The organism is Streptomyces sp. NPDC005808, assembly GCF_042871385.1.
GTDB lineage: Bacteria > Actinomycetota > Actinomycetes > Streptomycetales > Streptomycetaceae > Streptomyces.
The window spans coordinates 12344-29628 of record NZ_JBIAIK010000006.1 but is presented as its reverse complement, the minus strand read 5'-3'; the positions used below and the strand labels follow the sequence as shown (position 1 = coordinate 29628).

Annotated in this window: 13 protein-coding genes; 6 read left to right on the top strand and 7 right to left on the bottom strand. The window is 71.7% G+C overall.

Going from position 1 to position 17285, the window contains the following annotated elements; genetic code table 11:
• Positions 1–29: 29 nt before the first annotated feature.
• Together ACFYPC_RS15125 and ACFYPC_RS15120 are read right to left on the bottom strand one after the other, a co-directional pair.
• A complete protein-coding gene (locus ACFYPC_RS15125; RefSeq protein ID WP_388675337.1) occupies positions 30–1310 on the bottom strand; it encodes an LCP family protein in 1281 nt (426 codons plus the stop codon).
• Positions 1311–1554: 244 nt separating this feature from the next.
• Positions 1555–2310 (bottom strand): TIGR03089 family protein, encoded by a 756-nt coding sequence (locus ACFYPC_RS15120; RefSeq protein ID WP_388675334.1) that lies wholly within the window; start codon positions 2308–2310, stop codon positions 1555–1557.
• A 139-nt stretch (positions 2311–2449) separates the two neighbouring features.
• Between ACFYPC_RS15120 and ACFYPC_RS15115 the strand changes: the two genes are divergently transcribed.
• A complete protein-coding gene (locus tag ACFYPC_RS15115) occupies positions 2450–3859 on the top strand; it encodes an N-acetylmuramoyl-L-alanine amidase (RefSeq protein ID WP_388675331.1) in 1410 nt (469 codons plus the stop codon).
• A 123-nt stretch (positions 3860–3982) separates the two neighbouring features.
• Complete coding sequence (locus ACFYPC_RS15110) at positions 3983–5065, top strand: sugar phosphate nucleotidyltransferase (protein ID WP_388675327.1); 1083 nt, start codon at positions 3983–3985, stop codon at positions 5063–5065.
• Positions 5066–5292: 227 nt separating this feature from the next.
• Here ACFYPC_RS15110 and ACFYPC_RS15105 read toward each other — a convergent pair whose 3' ends face one another.
• The 4 genes from ACFYPC_RS15105 to ACFYPC_RS15090 form a co-directional block, all read right to left on the bottom strand.
• A complete protein-coding gene (locus tag ACFYPC_RS15105; RefSeq protein WP_388675325.1) occupies positions 5293–6294 on the bottom strand; it encodes a DNA-3-methyladenine glycosylase family protein in 1002 nt (333 codons plus the stop codon).
• A gap of 128 nt (positions 6295–6422) precedes the next feature.
• Positions 6423–7823, bottom strand: coding sequence for a coenzyme F420-0:L-glutamate ligase (locus ACFYPC_RS15100; RefSeq protein ID WP_388675322.1), 1401 nt, complete (start codon positions 7821–7823; stop codon positions 6423–6425).
• Positions 7820–8779 (bottom strand): 2-phospho-L-lactate transferase, encoded by a 960-nt coding sequence (gene cofD, locus ACFYPC_RS15095; RefSeq protein ID WP_388675320.1) that lies wholly within the window; start codon positions 8777–8779, stop codon positions 7820–7822. The genes ACFYPC_RS15100 and cofD overlap by 4 nt, the downstream gene beginning before the upstream one ends.
• A gap of 42 nt (positions 8780–8821) precedes the next feature.
• Positions 8822–9370 carry a cysteine dioxygenase gene (locus ACFYPC_RS15090; RefSeq protein ID WP_388675318.1) on the bottom strand — a complete coding sequence of 183 codons (549 nt, stop codon included), beginning with the start codon at positions 9368–9370 and terminating at the stop codon, positions 8822–8824.
• A 690-nt stretch (positions 9371–10060) separates the two neighbouring features.
• On the opposite strand from ACFYPC_RS15090, the gene ACFYPC_RS15085 reads away from it, so the two are divergent.
• From ACFYPC_RS15085 to ACFYPC_RS15075, 3 genes are all read left to right on the top strand, one after another.
• A complete protein-coding gene (locus ACFYPC_RS15085) occupies positions 10061–10324 on the top strand; it encodes a WhiB family transcriptional regulator (protein WP_030377564.1) in 264 nt (87 codons plus the stop codon).
• A 231-nt stretch (positions 10325–10555) separates the two neighbouring features.
• Complete coding sequence (locus tag ACFYPC_RS15080; protein WP_388675314.1) at positions 10556–14236, top strand: glycosyltransferase; 3681 nt, start codon at positions 10556–10558, stop codon at positions 14234–14236.
• Positions 14233–15717, top strand: a complete 1485-nt coding sequence (locus ACFYPC_RS15075) for a DUF5719 family protein (protein WP_388675312.1) — start codon at positions 14233–14235, stop codon at positions 15715–15717. Before ACFYPC_RS15080 ends, ACFYPC_RS15075 begins: the two co-directional genes overlap by 4 nt.
• A 121-nt stretch (positions 15718–15838) precedes the next feature.
• Here ACFYPC_RS15075 and ACFYPC_RS15070 read toward each other — a convergent pair whose 3' ends face one another.
• Positions 15839–16288 carry a metallopeptidase family protein gene (locus tag ACFYPC_RS15070; RefSeq protein WP_388676184.1) on the bottom strand — a complete coding sequence of 150 codons (450 nt, stop codon included), beginning with the start codon at positions 16286–16288 and terminating at the stop codon, positions 15839–15841.
• A 411-nt stretch (positions 16289–16699) separates the two neighbouring features.
• Here ACFYPC_RS15070 and ACFYPC_RS15065 point away from each other — a divergent pair, with 411 nt between their 5' ends.
• Entirely contained in the window at positions 16700–17128 is a 429-nt protein-coding gene (locus ACFYPC_RS15065) for a DUF3499 domain-containing protein (RefSeq protein ID WP_388676182.1), read from the top strand.
• Positions 17129–17285 lie beyond the last annotated feature (157 nt).

The window sequence follows — 17285 nt, the reverse complement described above, 5'->3', positions numbered from 1 at the left end:
CTCGGCTGTTCCTTGCCTTGACGTGGCCTTTACTCGCACGCGTCCTCGGCCGCCGTGTTCCCCCGGAAAGTCGGCGCGGGGTCGGGAGTCCGCGGAGCTTCGCCGGGTCCCTTTCCGCCCGGTTTCCCGTCTTCGTACGAGGGGTCGAAGGCGTCCGAGTCGACGCTCTCGTCGGCATCCTCGTATGAGCTGTTTGTGGCGGAATCGGCAGAATCCTCCGGAAGGTCCTTCGTGACCGCCACCGGCGCGTCCGCCCGCAGCCGTGAGAAGAGCTTCTCCGCCTCGGGCTTCACGAGCTGGTCGCGGTTGGCGTTGTAGACGTACGACGTCCGGGGCACCGTCAGGAACCGCACCCCTTCCGTCGGGATGTCGCGCATCCCGCGCACGAGGTCGTACAGCCCGCGCAGGCTTGCCAGCGCCGGGTCCGTGGTGAGCGACGAGGTGGCCGCGTCCAGCACGGGATAGAGCCTCGTGGGGTTGAGCAGGACGTCGTTGCCGCGCACCTTGTTGACGAGCGCGCCGAGGAATCGCTGCTGACGGTCCATCCGGTCGGTGTCGCTGCCGTTGCCGATGCTCTTGCGGGCGCGGACGTAACCGAGGGCCTGTTCGCCGTTGAGCGTCACCTTGCCCGCGGGCAGCTTCAGCTTGGCTTCCTTGTCGTCGATCGGCTCCTTCAGACACACCCGGACACCGTCGACCGCGTCCACCATCTCCTTGAAGCCGTTGAAGTCGACGACCATGTGGTGGTCGACGCGGATGTTCGTGAGCTTCTCGACGGTACGGATCGTGCAGGCCGAACCACCCGTCTGGAAGGCGTAGTTGAACATCGCGAACATCGGCTCGGTGCGCGTGCCGTCCGGACGGCGGCAACCGGGCACGTCCACCATCAGGTCGCGGGGGAGGGAGACGGCGGTCGCGCTGCGCCGGTCGGCGGCGAGGTGCAGCAGGATCGTGGTGTCGGACCGCTCGGTGCCGGAGTCCCGCCCGTATTGCGCGTTGCCGTCACCGGCCCGCGAGTCCGACCCGATCAGCAGGATGTTCTGCGCGCCGCGTACCAGCGCGGTGGGCCGTTCCTTCTCGTACCGGGCGAGCTCGGTCGCGGCGTCGTTGTCCGCCGTGATGTTCCCGTTCAGCTTCTCGTACGCCGCCCAGCCCGCCCCCGCGGCACCGAGCACCAAGACCGCGACACCGATCGCGGTGCAGCGCAGCCAGCGCCTGCGACGGCGTACGAGGCCGGCGCCGGTGGGAGACGCGCCGATTTCGGGGCCCAGGATGCCGCGTCCGGAGGGCGAGCCTGCGGTGTCGGTCACGGCTGGGTCCACCCCTCATGGCGTACGAGCGTGTCCTGCTCCTACGACCATGGCGCGGGGCGGGGGTGGGGGCGGGGCGCTGATGGGCCGAACGGGGGAGGTGCGGGCGGCCGACCGCCGGCGCTGCGGGCAATCGTTCCGCAGGGCGAAACCGACAGTGGGGGAGGGTGGGCGCGGCCACCAGCGTCGGATGCCGAGTGGCCGACGTCGCCGGTGCCGGGGTGGTCCGGCCCGCGCCCTGGGGCTACCGAGCCGTCGCCGTGACCCTCTCGCTCTCGATCCGCTTGGCGAGGGCATCCTCGCCCAGCTCCTCCAGGTGACGGCACAGCACCACGGAGCCCCCGGTCGCGAGCGCCGCGTACAGCCCGGCGCTGAGCCCCTCCCAGGTGTCGTACGCCAGCGCGGACAGGATCCGGGACCCGGGCCCGGTGAGCCCGAGCGCGGGCGCATCGGCGCGGGCCCGCTCGACGACCTCCGCGCTCGTGTACTCCGCCCCGGCGACGATCAGCGCCGGCACCTCAGGGTCCACGGGGGCGTACGGCTGGAAACGGTCCCCCTGGGTCGGCACCTCGACGGCGTAGTCGGCGTACCCGCTGGGCGGCGTCGGGAAGCGCCGCCCCAGCGGTGCGAGCGACAGTGCGATCCGGTCGCCGGAGCAGGCCAGGCCGGCCTCGAGGCCGCCGGGACCCGCGACGACGTGGTCCGCCGCGGCCGGGTCGCCCCCGACATCCGCGACGACACCCGCAGAGGAACACGCCAGCAGCCACACGGCCGTCTGCCAGTGCGCGGGCAGCAGCAGCGCGACCCGGTCGCCGGGCTCGGCGGAGAGCTCGTTCTGAAGCAGGTTGGCGGTCTTGGCCACCCAATTGGCGAAGGTGGCCACGGACAATTCGATCCGTTCGCCCGTGGCATCGTCGTAGAAGGTCACCAGGGGGCGCGCGGGATCCGTGGCGAGCGCGGATCGCAGCAGGTCGGCGGGGGTGCGGTCGGTGGCGTTCACGCGGGCAAGCGTACGCGGGGGAGGGCGCGGAGCGGGTGCGGGTGGGGCCCTCCGGGCCACCGGTTCGGACGAGTGGCACCCGACGGTCCGTCAATTCCCCGATGGACAGATATGTATGACTATGTCCAGGATCAGGGGCATGCATGGATTCCTTGCTTCCTCGGTCGGCGTCACGTGCGCGGCCGCTCTCGTCCTCCCGCTGGCCCTGTCCGCTCCGGCGCAGGCCGGGTCGTCGGGGGTGACGTCCGAACTCGCCGCCCCCGGCACCACCCAGTCGCTGCCGCTCGTCCCGCTCAGCGGCGAGCGCGCCCTCGGCTCCGCCGCCCCCGAACAAGGACTCACCCGGCGCGACGTACGGCCCTTCTCGCTCGTCGGCATCGTCTGGGACAACCCGGACAGCGAACTGCACGGTCGAGTCCAGGTCCGTACCCGCGCCGCCGCCACCGGCCGCTGGTCCGGCTGGCAGGACGTCGAGACGCACAACCACGAACACGCGGCCGACCCGGACACCGCCGAAGGCGACTCGGGCCGGGTACGCGGATCCACGGCGCCGCTGTGGGTGGGTGACTCCGACGGCGTCGAGGTGCGCGTCGAGGCGGAGGTGGACGAGCGTTCGACGACGGGGGGCGATTCGCCGCTCCCCAGGGGACTGCGCCTCGAACTTGTCGCGCCCGGCTCGGACGCCGCATCCGCGGGCGCGCAGCCGGACACCGCGTACACCGGCGCACGGCCAGGGCTTCCGCGTGCCGGCGCACAGGGTCGCGCCCCGCGGGCCGGCGCACTCTCGGCCCCGTACGCGGCTGTCGACACCGGCCGCCTCGCGCCCGCGAGCGCCACCGAGATTCCCGAACTCGCCCCGAACGTGATCCCCGCTCTCTCCCAGCAGGAGACGGAGCGCGAGTTCCTCGCCGAGCGCCCGGCAGCCGAGCAGCGCGTGAAGCCGCACATCGGCCCGCGCCCGCGCATCGTCACGCGCAAGGGCTGGGGCGCGAACGAGAAGCTGCGCGAGCGCGGATTCGTCTACTCGAAGAAGGTCAAGGCCGCCTTCGTGCACCACACCGCCTCGGGCAACAACTACAGCTGCTCACAAGTCCCTTCGGTCATCCGCAGTATCTACCGCTACCACGTAGTGAGCAGCGGCTGGCGGGACATCGGCTACAACTTCCTCGTCGACAAGTGCGGAAACATCTACGAAGGCCGCGCCGGGGGCGTGGCGAAGGCCGTCACGGGCGCACACACTCTCGGTTTCAACACCGACAGCATGGGGATCGCCGTCCTCGGCAGCTTCGGCAAGACCAAGCCGTCCGCATCCGCCGTCACCGCCATCGCGAAGCTCACCGCATGGAAGCTCGGCCTCTTCGGGGTCAATCCGCGCGGAAAGACATATCTGAAGTCCGGTGGTGGCAATCTCTACAAAAAAGGAAAGAACGTACGACTGAACGTGATCTCCGGCCATCGGGACGGCTTCAGCACGGAGTGCCCGGGCTGGCGGCTGTACAGCAAGCTCGGCACGGCCCGTAAGGCGGCGGCCAAGTATCAGGGCAGGTAGAACGGCCGGGCAGCACGGGAGGAACCGCACCGCCGGCCGTCGAAAGCGCCATCGAACGGTCTGCATACACTGGCCGGCCGAAACAACAGTTCGGCCGGTCCCGGCAGGAAGCAGAGACGACAGGTGACAGAAGCGATCCTCCTGGTCGGCGGCAGAGGCACCAGACTGCGCCCGCTCACGGTGCACACCCCCAAGCCGATGGTTCCGGCGGCCGGGGTCCCCTTCCTCACCCACCAGCTGGCGCGGGCGAGGGCGGCGGGCGTCGAGCACGTCGTCCTGGCGACCTCCTACCTGGCCGAGGTCTTCGAGCCGTACTTCGGCGACGGCTCCTCGCTCGGCCTCCACCTCGAGTACGTCACCGAGGAGGAGCCGCTGGGCACCGGCGGCGCCATCCGCAACGTGGCCTCCCGTCTGCACTCGGGCCCCGACGAGCCGGTCCTGATCTTCAACGGCGACATCCTCACCGGGCTGGACATCCGGGCCCTGGTCCGCACCCACGAGACGACGGGCGCGGACGTCTCGCTCCACCTCACCCGTGTCGAGGACCCGCGCGCGTTCGGCCTGGTCCCCACCGACGCCACCGGCCGCGTGACCGCCTTCCTGGAGAAACCCCAGACTCCCGAGGAGATCGTCACCGACCAGATCAACGCGGGTGCGTACGTCTTTCGCCGCTCGGTCATCGACACCATCCCCGCGGGCCGCCCCGTCTCGGTGGAGCGCGAGACCTTCCCCGAACTCCTCGCCACGGGAGCCCACCTCCAGGGCATGGTCGACTCCACCTACTGGCTCGATCTGGGCACCCCCCAGGCCTTCGTGCGCGGCTCCGCGGACCTCGTCCTCGGCCGCGCACCCTCCCCGGCCGTGCCCGGCCGCTGCGGCGACCGGCTTGTCCTCCCCACCGCCACCGTCGCCCCGGACGCCAAGCTGACCGGCGGCACGGTCGTGGGCGAGGGCGCGCACATCGGCGAGGGCGCCCGCATCACCGGCAGCGCCATCCTGGACGGCGCTGTCGTGGAACCCGGCGCCGTCATCACCGACTCCCTCATCGGCGCCCGCGCCCGCATCGGCGAACGCTCGATCCTGCAGGGTGTGGTGATCGGCGACGGAGCGGTCATCGGCCCGGACAACGAACTCCGGGAGGGCGTACGGGTGTGGTGCGACGCGAGGATCCCGGGGGGTTCGATCCGCTTCTCGTCGGACCAGTAGCACCGGCGACCGGGGTGGCGTCGCCCCGATCCCCCACCCGGGCGGCACCTTTCAGCCCCGGCCGGGGTAAAGATCTTTAGCCCGTCCGGCGTTTGAGGACGAAGGACGAGGCCGTTCAGGCCGAAGCGGGGGTCTGGGGGGCGGCAGCCCCCAGGAACAAGGGACGGGCAGGGGCGGAGGGGGCGAAAACCGCTCGGCCCCAGCCCCGTCCCGGCCCACGCCCCCGCTCAAAGCCGCCCGATATCCCCCCGCGGCATCTTCGGCACACGCCGAGCCGGCGTCCGCCCGGACAGCAGAATCAGCCGAGCCGCCCGATGCCGCTGCCCCGCATAGGGCGCCAGCAGCGACAGCATCACGGAATCGTCCGCTTCACGATCCCCCGCCAGCGCGTACCCCACGATGCCAGGCAGATGAAGATCCCCGACGGTCACGGAATCCGCCGCCCCGTGACTGCGCTGCACCACCTCCGCGGACGTCCACGGCCCCACCCCGGACACCAACTCCAGCCGGGCCTGCGCCCGCACAGGGTCGAACCGCGCCGCTTCCTCAAGCCGCGCAGCGACCCGTACGGCCCGCAGAATCGTAGAAGCCCGCTTGTTGTCCACCCCGGCCCGGTGCCACTCCCAGGAGGGAATCAACGCCCAGGTCCGCGCTGCCGGCATCACGGACATCCGTTCCGGCGCGGGCCCCGGCGCCGGCTCCCCGTACTTCCGTACGAGCAACCGCCAGGCCCGGTACGCCTCATCCGTGGTGACCTTCTGCTCCAGCACGGACGGAATCAGCGACTCCATCACCAGCCCGGTACGCGTCAGCCGCAACCCCGGCCGCCGATGCCGGGTGACCGCGAGCAGCCGGTGCCGCGGCTCGAACGCCTCCGGGTCGTCCAGCGCCCCGAGCAGCTCCGGGAGCCGGTCGAGCAGCCACTCGCCCCCCGCTCCCCATGCCTCGCCGTGAACCACCCCGCCGCGCATCGCGACCCGCAGCGTCCCGGGCCCGGCAGGCGTCCGGCACGCCCGCCACACGGAACCGTCCGGCGTCGTACGGAAGGTGGGATCACCCGGCCCACGCCGCAACGGGCCGAGCACGAGCCCTAGATCGAGAGGCCAGGGCGGCGTCCACACACGCGTCCGCCCGGGTGCGGCCGCGGGCCGCGGGACCCCACCGGGCACCACGACATGCCCGCCGCGCACAGTCGTACGCGTCGGCCGAGGAGCGAATCGTCCAGCCATGAATGAGGTCCTAGGGGTGCTCGGGATGCCTCACGAGCCAAGGGCGCTCGGGATGCCTCACGAGACTAGGCGCTCCGCCCGTCCGAAACGCATCGGTCACCGCACCCGCCGTCGCCACGTCGATTCAGTCACCGCACCTCGATGAACTCCCCGGCGTCCCGCTCGGGTCGCGCCCTGGGCTCCTCCGCCGCATGCCCCACGGCCACCGCCCCCATCGGGTCCCACCCCTCCGGCAACCCCAGCACCTCCCGTACGACATCCCGGCAGAACATCGTCGAGGACACCCAGGCGGAGCCGAGCCGCTCCCCGGCCAGCGCGACCAGGAAGTTCTGTACGCCCGCCCCGGCAGCGACCACGAACATCTCCCGCTCGGCGCCGTCCCGCCGTGCGTCGCCGTACGTATGGGCCCCGTCCGTCACCATGCACGGCACGACGAGGTACGGCGCGTTGCGCAGCACGTCCCCGCGTCGCACCCGCTTGGCGATGGACTCCTCGGCCTTCCGGTCACCCCGCAGATCCGCGATCCAGGCGTCCCGCATGGCGTCGAGCAGCCGCGTCCGGGACTCCTCGGACTCCAGGAGGACGAATCGCCAGGGAGTGGTGTGGTGCGGCGCGGGCGCCGTGACGGCCGCGGCCACCGCCCGTCGTACGGCACCGGGGTCGACGGGCTCGTCGGTGAAGGCCCGTACGGTACGCCGCTGGGTCACCGCTTCCCGTACGGCCTCCGAGGTGCCGAGCCGGAACATGTCGTCGCGCCCGCCCCGCACCATCGCGCGCGCTCCTTCCCCGTCGTCCACGGCCACCACATGCGGCAGCCCGCGCACGACGGCGACGGGCAGCCCGGCGGACTTGCCCTTGACCAGGTCACCGGCGGCGGCCAGTTCGTCGGCGGTGGCGACGACGGTCGCGCTCAGCGGATTGCCGTGCGCGTCCGTGCCGCCGCGCAGATCGTCGAGGACCCGCACCCCCGCGGCACCGATGGCGACATCGGTGAGCCCGTTGCGCCAGGGCCGCCCGAAGGTGTCGGTGATCACGACACCGACCTGTACGCCGAGGGCGTCCCGCAGCCCGTCCCGGATCGTCCGCGCGGAGGCGTCGGGGTCCTCGGGGAGCAACAACACCGTCCCGGCAGGGGTGTTGGAGGCGTCGACTCCGGCGGCTGCCATCACGAGCCCCTGCCTGTTCTCGACGATCCGCAGCGCTCCGCGGCGCGCCACGACCCGTACGGTCTCCGCGTCGATGGCGGCCTCACGGTCGGCGGCCTCGACGATCCGCCCCTCCGCCTTGGACACGATCTTGGAGGTGACCAGGAGCACATCACCGTCGACGAGCCCCGGTTCGGCGGAGGCGATGAGCTTGGCGAGGTCGTCGCCCGCGCGGATCTCGGGCAGACCGGTCAGCGCCCAGACCCGATAGCCGGGAGAGGCGCCGAGGACACCGGCGCCGGCACGCCCGGACGCCGCGGGGGCCGCGACCCCGTCCTGGGCGCCGTCCGTGAACCCCTCCTCCGGAGGGAGCTCCGTGCTCACGACGCCCGTACCTCCTCCGCCAAGGTCAGCGCCTCACGCGCCATCTGCGCGGTCGTGTCGAGGTCGGACATCATCAACGGCACGGCCCGGCAGCGGATCCCCGCCTCCTCCACCCGCTCCATGGCGGAGGCGTCCACCGTGTCGACGAGCCAGCCGTCCAGGAGCCCCGAGCCGTAGTGCTCGGCGACCGCGGCGGCCGTGGACTCGACGCCCACCGCTGCCAGTACCTTGTCGGCCATGCCGCGTACGGGCGCGTCCCCGACGATGGGGGAGAGGCCGACCACGGGAACGCCGGCGTCGGCGATCGCCTCCCGGATTCCGGGCACGGCCAGGATCGTGCCGACGGAGACGACGGGGTTTGACGGCGGGAAGAGGATGACGTCCGCCTCGGCGATCGCTTCGAGCACCCCGGGCGCTGGCTTGGCCTGCTCCGCGCCGACCGGCACGATGGCCTCGGCCGGCACGGAGGCCCGCAGTCGCACCCAGTACTCCTGGAAGTGAATGGCCTTGCGCTCACCGTCGATCTCGACGGCGACATGGGTCTCGATACGGTCGTCCGACATCGGGATGAGGCGGACGCCCGGCTTCCACCGGTCGCACAGCGCCTCGGTGACGGCACTGAGCGGGAAGCCCGCCCCGAGCATCTGCGTCCGCACGATGTGCGTCGCGAAGTCCCGGTCGCCGAGCCCGAACCACTCGGGCTCGACCCCGTACGCCGCGAGCTCCTCCTTGAGGTGGAAGGTCTCGTTGTCCCGACCCCAGCCCTGCTCCTCGTTGATGCCGCCGCCGAGCGTGTACATCACCGTGTCCAGGTCCGGACAGACCTTGAGCCCGAAGAGGTGGATGTCGTCCCCCGTGTTGCCGATGACCGTGATGTCCGCGTCCGGCGCGGCCTGCTTGAGACCACGCAGGAACCGGGCACCACCGATACCGCCTGCCAGAACCACAATGCGCATGGGAATCAGTCTTGCAGGCGGGTACGACAACACGGCAGGCGGTTACGAGACCTCAGCCGTACGGGACGTCGGAGCTGCCGTACGGGACTCAGCTCCAGACGGTCCCGGGACCTCGGCGACGGCGCAGCGGGCGGAGTGCATCGGCATCTCGGTGAGGCCGGGGTAGTACACGTGCAGGCTCACCGCCGGTTCGAGGGAGTCGTTGACGACCTCATGGACGTAACCGGGCGCGAACACGCGCTGTGAACGGGTGCCCAACGCGCGCGTGCCGCGTTCCGTGCGCTCGGTCAGTGCGCCGTCCAGGACGGTCAGTACGCCGGAGGAGCTGCCGTGGTCGTGCAGCCCGCTGCCCTGTCCGGGCACCCAGGAGAGCAGCCACACCTCGTAGCCGGGCCCGGTGCTCAGCCGGTGGTACCAGCGCGAGATGGCGTCGTACCGGACCAGGTGCTCCCACTGGGAGCGGTCGGCGGCGATGGAGCGGGCCAGGCCGGCGAACTCGGCCACGGTGGAGGGGTGTTCGGCCGGCGGCTGGAGCAGGTGCGGTACTTCGAGGATGTCGCCGGCGATCTGGAGGTCGCTGTCGCTGTTCATGGGGTGCGGTGGTTCCTCGGCGGGAGAGTGCTGGGGTGTCGCGGACCATTTCCGCCCGGGTCACGGACGGGGGATGTCGCCCGGGTGTGGGCGGGGGGTCGCTCCGTCACGGAGCGTCGGCTGGAGCGCGGTACGGCTCAACAGCTGGAACAGCAACAACAGCTACAGCGAGCGTGGACAGCACCGTGGGACCCGGCAGTGCGGGTCGAGGTGAGGGCCAAGTTCGCGAGCATGCCCTCAAGGACATCGGTTCACACCTCGACTGTCAACTTCGCACCCGCTATGTGGGAGATGTTTCACCACATCCGGTTCATCTGCGAGGCGAAAGGTTTGTTCAGGAGCCGCCCCGGACACATGGCGCACAACCGGGCGCACAAACCTCGCCGCGGGCCCGTGATTCGAATGTGATCCGGTTCGCTTCGTTGTTCGCGTCGGAACGAGATCGAACTCCTGGGCGTCCTCCCCTGTGAAGGCGGCGGGGGTCCGGCCTGGGCACCTTCGGCTGTCAGGGTTTATGCCGATTTGAACACTTTCTGCATTGCCTTGGTTCCGCAGAGTGAATAAGGGGCCCAATAGCAGATCTCGGCTTGACTGGCCCGGATCGGCACACTTGTAATTTCACTCGTGTCGTTCAGCCGAAATCGGTAACGGCAGCACCACGGGGACGCGAAAGACAGACGAGGGGCGCACATGACCGAGCTGGTGGAGCAACTGCTGGTCGACGACGCGGACGAGGAACTCGGCTGGCAGGAGCGCGCGCTGTGCGCCCAGACCGACCCCGAGTCCTTCTTTCCCGAGAAGGGCGGCTCCACCCGCGAGGCCAAGAAGGTCTGCCTCGCCTGTGAGGTCCGTTCCGAGTGCCTCGAATACGCGCTCGCCAACGACGAACGGTTCGGCATCTGGGGCGGTCTGTCCGAGCGCGAACGGCGCCGTCTGAAAAAAGCCGCGGTCTGAGGGCCGCCCATCGCCGACCGACGGCCGGCCGGCGAAGGCCGCGGTCCCAGCGAACGGCGCACACCCCTACGTACCGATACGTAACGAACGGCCCGTCGCAGGTGGGTTATCCACAGGCGGCGGGCCGCTGTGTTGCCCAGCCGTTAGTGTGGGCCTCCGTCCGAGACGTCCCACTGCTCCCCGCGGGCACAGGCGTCCACCGCAGTCCATCGAACCGGGGCCCGTACCTCGATGTCCGTGCACAGCCATACGGCAGGCCAACACGACGCTGCCACTCCTGAGTTCCCGCGCCACGTGGTGACCGCGGTGCTCGTCTCCCATGACGGCGCCCGCTGGCTGCCCGAGGCGCTCGCCGGGCTGCTCGGCCAGGAGCGCCCCGTGCAGAACGCGGTGGCGGCCGACACCGGCAGCGCGGACGACTCCGCCCAGCTGCTCGCCGAGGCGCTCGGCGCCGACCGCGTGGTGCACCTCGCCCGGCGCACCGGCTTCGGCCAGGCCGTCGAGGAGGCCACCCGCACCGCCGGTGTGCTCACCCCGGACGACCTGCCCTACCTGAAGCGCCCCAGCGGCTGGGACCCCGTCACCCGCACCTGGCGCGACGACGCGTACGACATGCCGGAGCTTCCGTACGGCGAGCCCGAGCAGTGGCTCTGGCTGCTGCACGACGACTGCGCGCCCGAGCCGGACGCCCTGGCCCAGCTGCTGCGGGTCGTGGAGAACGAGGCGGAGCTCGGCAAGGAAGTCGCCGTGCTCGGGCCCAAGCTCCGCGGTTGGTACGACCGCCGGGCGCTCCTGGAAGTCGGCGTCACGATCGCCCACTCCGGCCGCCGCTGGACCGGCCTGGACCGCCGCGAGCAGGACCAAGGCCAGCACGACCACGTACACCCGGTGCTGTCCGTGTCCACCGCCGGAATGCTGATCCGGCGCGATGTCTTCGAGGAACTCGGCGGCTTCGACCGCCGGCTGCCCCTGATGCGTGACGACGTCGACCTGTGCTGGCGGGCCCAGTCCGCGGGGCACCACGTGCTCGTCGCCCCCGAAGCGGTCGTACGACACGCCGAGGCCTCCTCCCGCGAGCGCCGCACCGTCGACTGCGTGGGCCGCACCGCCGCCTCCCCGCACAAGGTCGACAAGGCGGGCGCCACCTACACCCTCCTCGTCAACGCCCGTACCGCGCAGCTGCCCTGGATCCTGTTCCGCCTCGTCCTCGGCACCCTGCTGCGCACGGTCGCGTACCTCGTCGGCAAGGTCCCCGGTCAGGCCGTCGACGAGATCCGCGGGCTCCTGGGAACGCTGCTGCGCCCCGAGCGGATCCTCGCGGGCCGCCGCACACGCGGTCGCCCACAGATCGACAAGGACGAGCTGCGCCCCCTGTTCCCGCCGCCGGGCGCGACCGTACGGGCCACCATCGAGCAGGCCGCGAGCAGCCTCGTTGGCCGCTCCGACCCCGAGGCCACCGGCGGCGCCGGACGGCACGGCGGCGCGGTCGAGTCCGGGCCCGGCGGCGACGACGCCGACTTCCTGGAGGTCGAGCAGTTCGGCCGGGTCAAGCGCGCCGCGCGCAAGCCCGGACCCGTGCTCTTCGTCGCGCTGCTCTTCGTCTCGCTCATCGCCTGCCGCGCACTGCTCGGCACCGGGGCACTCGCGGGCGGCGCGCTGCTGCCCGCGCCCGGCGACTCCTCCGAGCTGTGGTCGCGCTATCTCGACGGCTGGCACGCGGTGGGCACCGGCGGCACACAGACGGCTCCGCCGTATCTGGCGATCGTCGCGATGCTGTCCTCCTTGCTCTTCGGTTCCACCGGGTTCGCGGTCACCCTGCTCCTGGTGGCCTCCGTACCGCTGGCCGGCTTCACCGCGTACTTCGCCTCACGGCCGCTCGTCGAGTCCCGCCTGCTGCGCGCCTGGGCGTCCATCGTGTACGCCTTCCTGCCCGCCGCCACGGGTGCGCTCGCGAGTGGCCACATCGGCACCTCCGTCCTCGCGATCCTGCTGCCGCTCCTCGCGCGCGCGGGCATCGCCGCGAGCGGGCTGACGCACTCCTCCGGTGCGCGCGGCAGTTGGCGCGCCACCTGGGCGTACGCCCTGCTGCTGACGTTCACCACGGCCTTCACGCCGATCGTCTGGCCCATCGCGCTGGTTCTCGGAATCGCACTCCTCGCAGTGCGCAGAAGCGAGATCCCCGCCTACGGACTGCGTTTCCTGGCCCAGCTCGGCACCCCCCTGCTGGTCCTCGCCCCCTGGTCACTGACCCTGCTCCCGTTCGGCTTCTTCCAGGAAGCCGGTCTGGAGTACGGATCCGGCGCGGCCTCCGCGCTCGACCTGCTCGGCGCCGGCCCCGGCGGCCCCGGAACCGTCAGCGGGCTGATGCTGATCGGCGTCGTCCTGGCCGCGCTGGCCGCCCTGCTGCGCACCGAGCGCCAGGCGGGGATCTGGGTGGCCTGGGCGGTCGCCCTGGTGGCGCTCGTCTTCGCCGTGCTGTCCAACAGCTCCGCCTGGGCCGGCCCGGCGACTCTCGTCTACGGCCTCGCGCTGCTCGCCGCCGCCGCGCTCGGCGCCGACGGGGCACGCTCACGGGTGGCCGAGCAGAGCTTCGGCTGGCGCCAGCCGGTGGCGGTGCTGATCGCGTTCACCGCCGCCGCGGGCCCCCTGCTCGTCGCGGCCGGCTGGATGATCGGCGGCGCAGACGGGCCTCTGGAGCGCCGCGACCCGGTGCAGGTGCCCGCGTTCGTCGCCGAGGAGAGCGGCACCCGCGACCAGGCCCGCACCCTCGTCCTCGACAGCAGGTCGACCGCCGAGGTCGGCTACACACTGGTCCGCGGCTCGGGCGCCCGCCTCGGCGACGCCGAACTCGCCGCGGCGGGCGGTGCGAACGAGCAGCTGGCCAAGGTCGTCGCCAACCTCGTGGCGGGCTCAGGCGCCGACCAGGCCGACGAGCTCGGCGGCTTCGCCGTGCGCTATGTCCTCGTCCACGAGGGCGCGCCCCGTGAAATGACCAGCGTCCTGGACGCCACACCCGGCCTGAGCCGGCTCAGCCGCCAGCAGGACGGCAGCGCCCTGTGGCGCGTGGACCGGCAGGTCTCGCGCGCCGCCATCGTCCCCAAGACCGGCGACCCGCTGGCCATCGCCGCCGGACCCGTCGAGCTGCACACCACCATCCCCGCCGGCGCCGACGGCCGCGTCCTGCGCCTCGCCGACACGGCCGACGAGGGCTGGACGGCGACCCTGGACGGCAAGCCGCTCACCCGGACCACGGTCGACGGCTGGGCACAGGGCTTCGAACTGCCCACCGGCGGCGGCAAGCTGGACGTCACCTTCGAGGCCCCGCTGACCCACACCGCATGGCTGTGGGCGCAGGGCGCCCTCGCCGTCGTCCTCGTGGTGATGGCCCTGCCCGGACGCCGCCGAGACGTCGACGACGACCTGCCCGAGGAGGAGGAAGTCCTCGCGCAGGACGTCACGGGCGACGGCCGACGTGCCCGCCGCCTGCGCGCGCAGGCGGAGGCCGAGCAGACCGCACAGGACGGCGACGCCCTTCCTCCTCCGGAGGAGGAGATCCCACTGGAGCCGGCCGCGGTCCCGCAGCAGCAGGCGTACGGCGAGTGGGACACCCCGAGCTACGCGGCCACCGAGTACGGCAGCTACGGCGCCGAGCAGTACCAGGGCCAGCAGCAGTACCAGGGGGGCACTTACGAGCAGCCCTACCAGGCGGACCCCTACCAGAGCGGCCAGTACGACCCGTACGCCTACGGGGGCCAGACGCAGTACGACCAGACGTACAACCAGGGCTACGACGCGAACGGCCAGGTCTACGACCCCGCGTACGACCCGTCGGCGCAGCCCCCGCAACCTCAGATGCCCCCGCAGCCGCCGTACGGCCCTGACAGTGAGCGCCCCGACGGGAGCCAGCAGTGAACCGCACCACCCTGTCCCTGATCGTCGGCACGACAGCGCTGGCCGCCGTCACCGGCTTCGCCGTGCTCAGCGCACCGGACGCGTCGGACGACACCGCCGTGAAAGCGGCCGCTCTGTTGCCCGTCGAGCGCACCAGCCTGCTCTGCCCGCAGCCCAGCACCTCCGACCTCGCGGAGACGGCGTACACGTCCTTCACGCCCGTCTCCGAGGGCACGAGCGACAGCGGCAAGGCCGAACTGCAGGTCGCGACCGAGGAATCGGCGGACGGCGGTTCCGACGACAAGGCCGAAAAGCCGGTGCTGGAGGTCAAGGAGCCCGGCAAGCCGGCCACCGGCGACAACTCCGGCGCGGAGGCGCCCGCCCTGGTCGGCACCGCCGAGGGGAAGTTCGCGCCCGGCTGGACCGTCCAGGAGACCACACAGGTCGCCGCGGGCACCGGCCGTGGGCTGCTCGGCACCAACTGCACCGCTCCGGACACGGAGTTCTGGTTCCCGGGCGCCAGCACCGCCGACGACCGCACCGACTATGTCCACTTGACCAACCCGGACGACTCCGCCGCCGTCGTCGACATCGAGCTGTACGGCAAGGACGGCGCCCTCAAGTCCACGCTGGGCGAGGGGATCACGGTCCAGCCGCACTCCAGCGACGCGCTCCTCCTGAGCACGCTGACAGATGACCCGCAGGCGGACCTCACCGTGCACGTCACGGTCCGCAGCGGTCGCCTCGGAGCCGCCGTGCAGGCCCTGGACGACAAGATCGGCGGCGACTGGCTGACCGCCTCCACCGACCCCGCGGGCAGCCTCGTGCTGCCCGGCATCCCGAAGGACGCCACGGCGGTGCGGCTGGTCGCCTTCGTGCCCGGCGGCACCGACGCCGACCTGAAGGTGCGCCTCGCCTCGCCCACGGGACTGATCACACCCGCGGGCAACGAGACCCTGCACGTGAAGTCCGGCATGACCGCCGCCGTCGACCTCGGCGACCTGACCCGCGGCGAAGCGGGCTCCCTGGTGCTCACCCCCACCGGCACCTCGGTGCCGGTCGTCGCCGCCCTGCAGGTCGTACGCGGCAAGGGCGACAAGCAGGAGACCGCGTTCATCCCGGCCACCAGCCCGGTGGGCACGCGCGCGACGGTCGCCGACAACACCTCCAAGGCCTCCACCCTCGCCCTGACCGCCCCCGGCGAAGCCGCCGAGGTCAAGGTCACCGCGTCGGCGGGCAGCGAGGGCGGCACGGCGGTGACGAAGACGTTCACCATCAAGAGCGGCACGACGGAGAACATCGAGGCGCCGGTACCGAGCGGCCTCAAGGGGACGTACGCGCTGACCGTCGAGCCGGTCTCCGGAGGCTCCGTCTACGCCTCCCGGATGCTCACCGCCGACGTGAACGGCATTCCGGGCTTCACCATCCAGACCCTGCCGGACGACCACGGGACGGTGGAGGTGCCGGAGGCCGAGCAGGACCTCTCGGTGCTGCAGAAGTAGGCCGGCCGGCCGGAGGAAGGCGGGTGACACGCGCGCGTGCGGTGTTCCTACCCGCCTGCGCGCGTGCTCCTGATCTCGCGGGTCTCGTAGGAATGTGAGTCCTACGGATCTCGTACGGCTGTCAGTCCTCGCCGTAGCGCGGATCCACCGTCTCCGGAGTGAGCCCCAGCAGCTCCGCGACCTGCTCCACGACGACCTCGTGCACCAGGGCGGCGCGCTCGTCGCGCCCCTTGGTGCGGATCTCGACGGGGCGGCGGTAGACGACCACGCGCGCGGGGTGGCCCTCGCCTTCGGGGATCGTGCCGCCCAACGGCACCGACTCGTCGGCCCAGCCGTCTCCCGAGCCCTCCAGACGGGGCACCTCAAGGACGACGAAATCGATGTCGGCGAGCTGCGGCCAGCGCCGCTCCAGCCGTTCCACGGAGTCCTGCACCAGGTCTGCGAACACGTCGGCGCGGCTCGCGGCGAGCGGCACCTGGGGAGGCGCGACGGGGCCACGCATGCCCCTGCCATGGCGGTCACGACGGCGGGGCCCTGGTGCGGCGGCGCGGGGCGGTACGGGGTTGTCCATCACTGACGAAGAGTAGTCCTCGTCAGGGTCGTGCGTCCGACCCCCACGCGGCGGACCGCAGTGGCGGGGAGCTTGCCCGGCGGCCGTCAGGGATCTCGGTCCGTGACCCGCCGGACGCGATGCGTGGCTGCCCGGCCGTCCGGTGCGGCCGTTGCGGATGCTGCGGGTGGCCGTCGTGGATGTCGCGCGGTGGCCCTCTCCGATGTCGCCGGATGACCATTCCAGCCAAGGTTGGGCTCGATTCCGTACCCCTCCAAGACCGTCCCTGACATGGCAATTGACATGGTTTGCACCAAGTGGTGACCGCTTTCAGGTCTGTTCGGCATCCCGGCACCCGATGTCGCCCCAGGTCAGGGCCGGGTGTGCGGAGGTTCATGTGGGCGTTCTCACAGCACGACACGGTGGAGTGACCTGGGAGCGAGTCGTCGCGGCCCGCTCAGGAGTGCGGTACCGTCCAACGTCGTGAGCCCTGTACGTCGCTGTTCGCGCACCGCTTGCGGCCGCCCCGCCGTCGCGACGCTGACGTACGTCTACGCCGACTCGACCGCGGTCCTCGGCCCGCTCGCCACCTACGCCGAACCCCACTGCTACGACCTGTGCGCAGAGCATTCCGAGCGCCTCACCGCGCCGCGCGGCTGGGAGGTCGTCCGGCTCGCCGACTCCTCCGGCCCCTCCCGCCCCACCGGCGACGACCTGGAAGCGCTCGCCAACGCCGTACGCGAGGCGGCCCGTCCGCAGCAGCGCGCCGCGGGATCCGGTGGCGGCAGCGCACGCACGGCGGACCCGATGGAGGTCGCGCGCCGCGGTCATCTGCGGGTGCTGCGCTCGCCGGATTCCTGAGCTCGTCGGCTCTCGCTCGTTCTGGCCGAACTCTCCTTCCCTGAGGGCAGCTTCACCTCGGTGGACGTGGACGTGGACGTGCAGTGCACGTTTCATTCGTTGGTGCAGAAGCCTTGACGCGCACTTGTCGCGGACACGACCATTCCTCCGCCCGTGA

Excerpts from the sequence above, each read along its gene's own strand:
- ACFYPC_RS15115 (WP_388675331.1), top strand. The coding sequence starts at position 2,450 with ATGCATGGATTCCTTGCTTCCTCGGTCGGCGTCACGTGCGCGGCCGCT.
- ACFYPC_RS15105 (WP_388675325.1), bottom strand. The coding sequence starts at position 6,294 with ATGGCTGGACGATTCGCTCCTCGGCCGACGCGTACGACTGTGCGCGGC.
- cofD (WP_388675320.1), bottom strand. The coding sequence starts at position 8,779 with ATGCGCATTGTGGTTCTGGCAGGCGGTATCGGTGGTGCCCGGTTCCTG.
- ACFYPC_RS15090 (WP_388675318.1), bottom strand. The coding sequence starts at position 9,370 with ATGAACAGCGACAGCGACCTCCAGATCGCCGGCGACATCCTCGAAGTA.
- ACFYPC_RS15085 (WP_030377564.1), top strand. The coding sequence starts at position 10,061 with ATGACCGAGCTGGTGGAGCAACTGCTGGTCGACGACGCGGACGAGGAA.
- ACFYPC_RS15080 (WP_388675314.1), top strand. The coding sequence starts at position 10,556 with ATGTCCGTGCACAGCCATACGGCAGGCCAACACGACGCTGCCACTCCT.
- ACFYPC_RS15070 (WP_388676184.1), bottom strand. The coding sequence starts at position 16,288 with ATGGACAACCCCGTACCGCCCCGCGCCGCCGCACCAGGGCCCCGCCGT.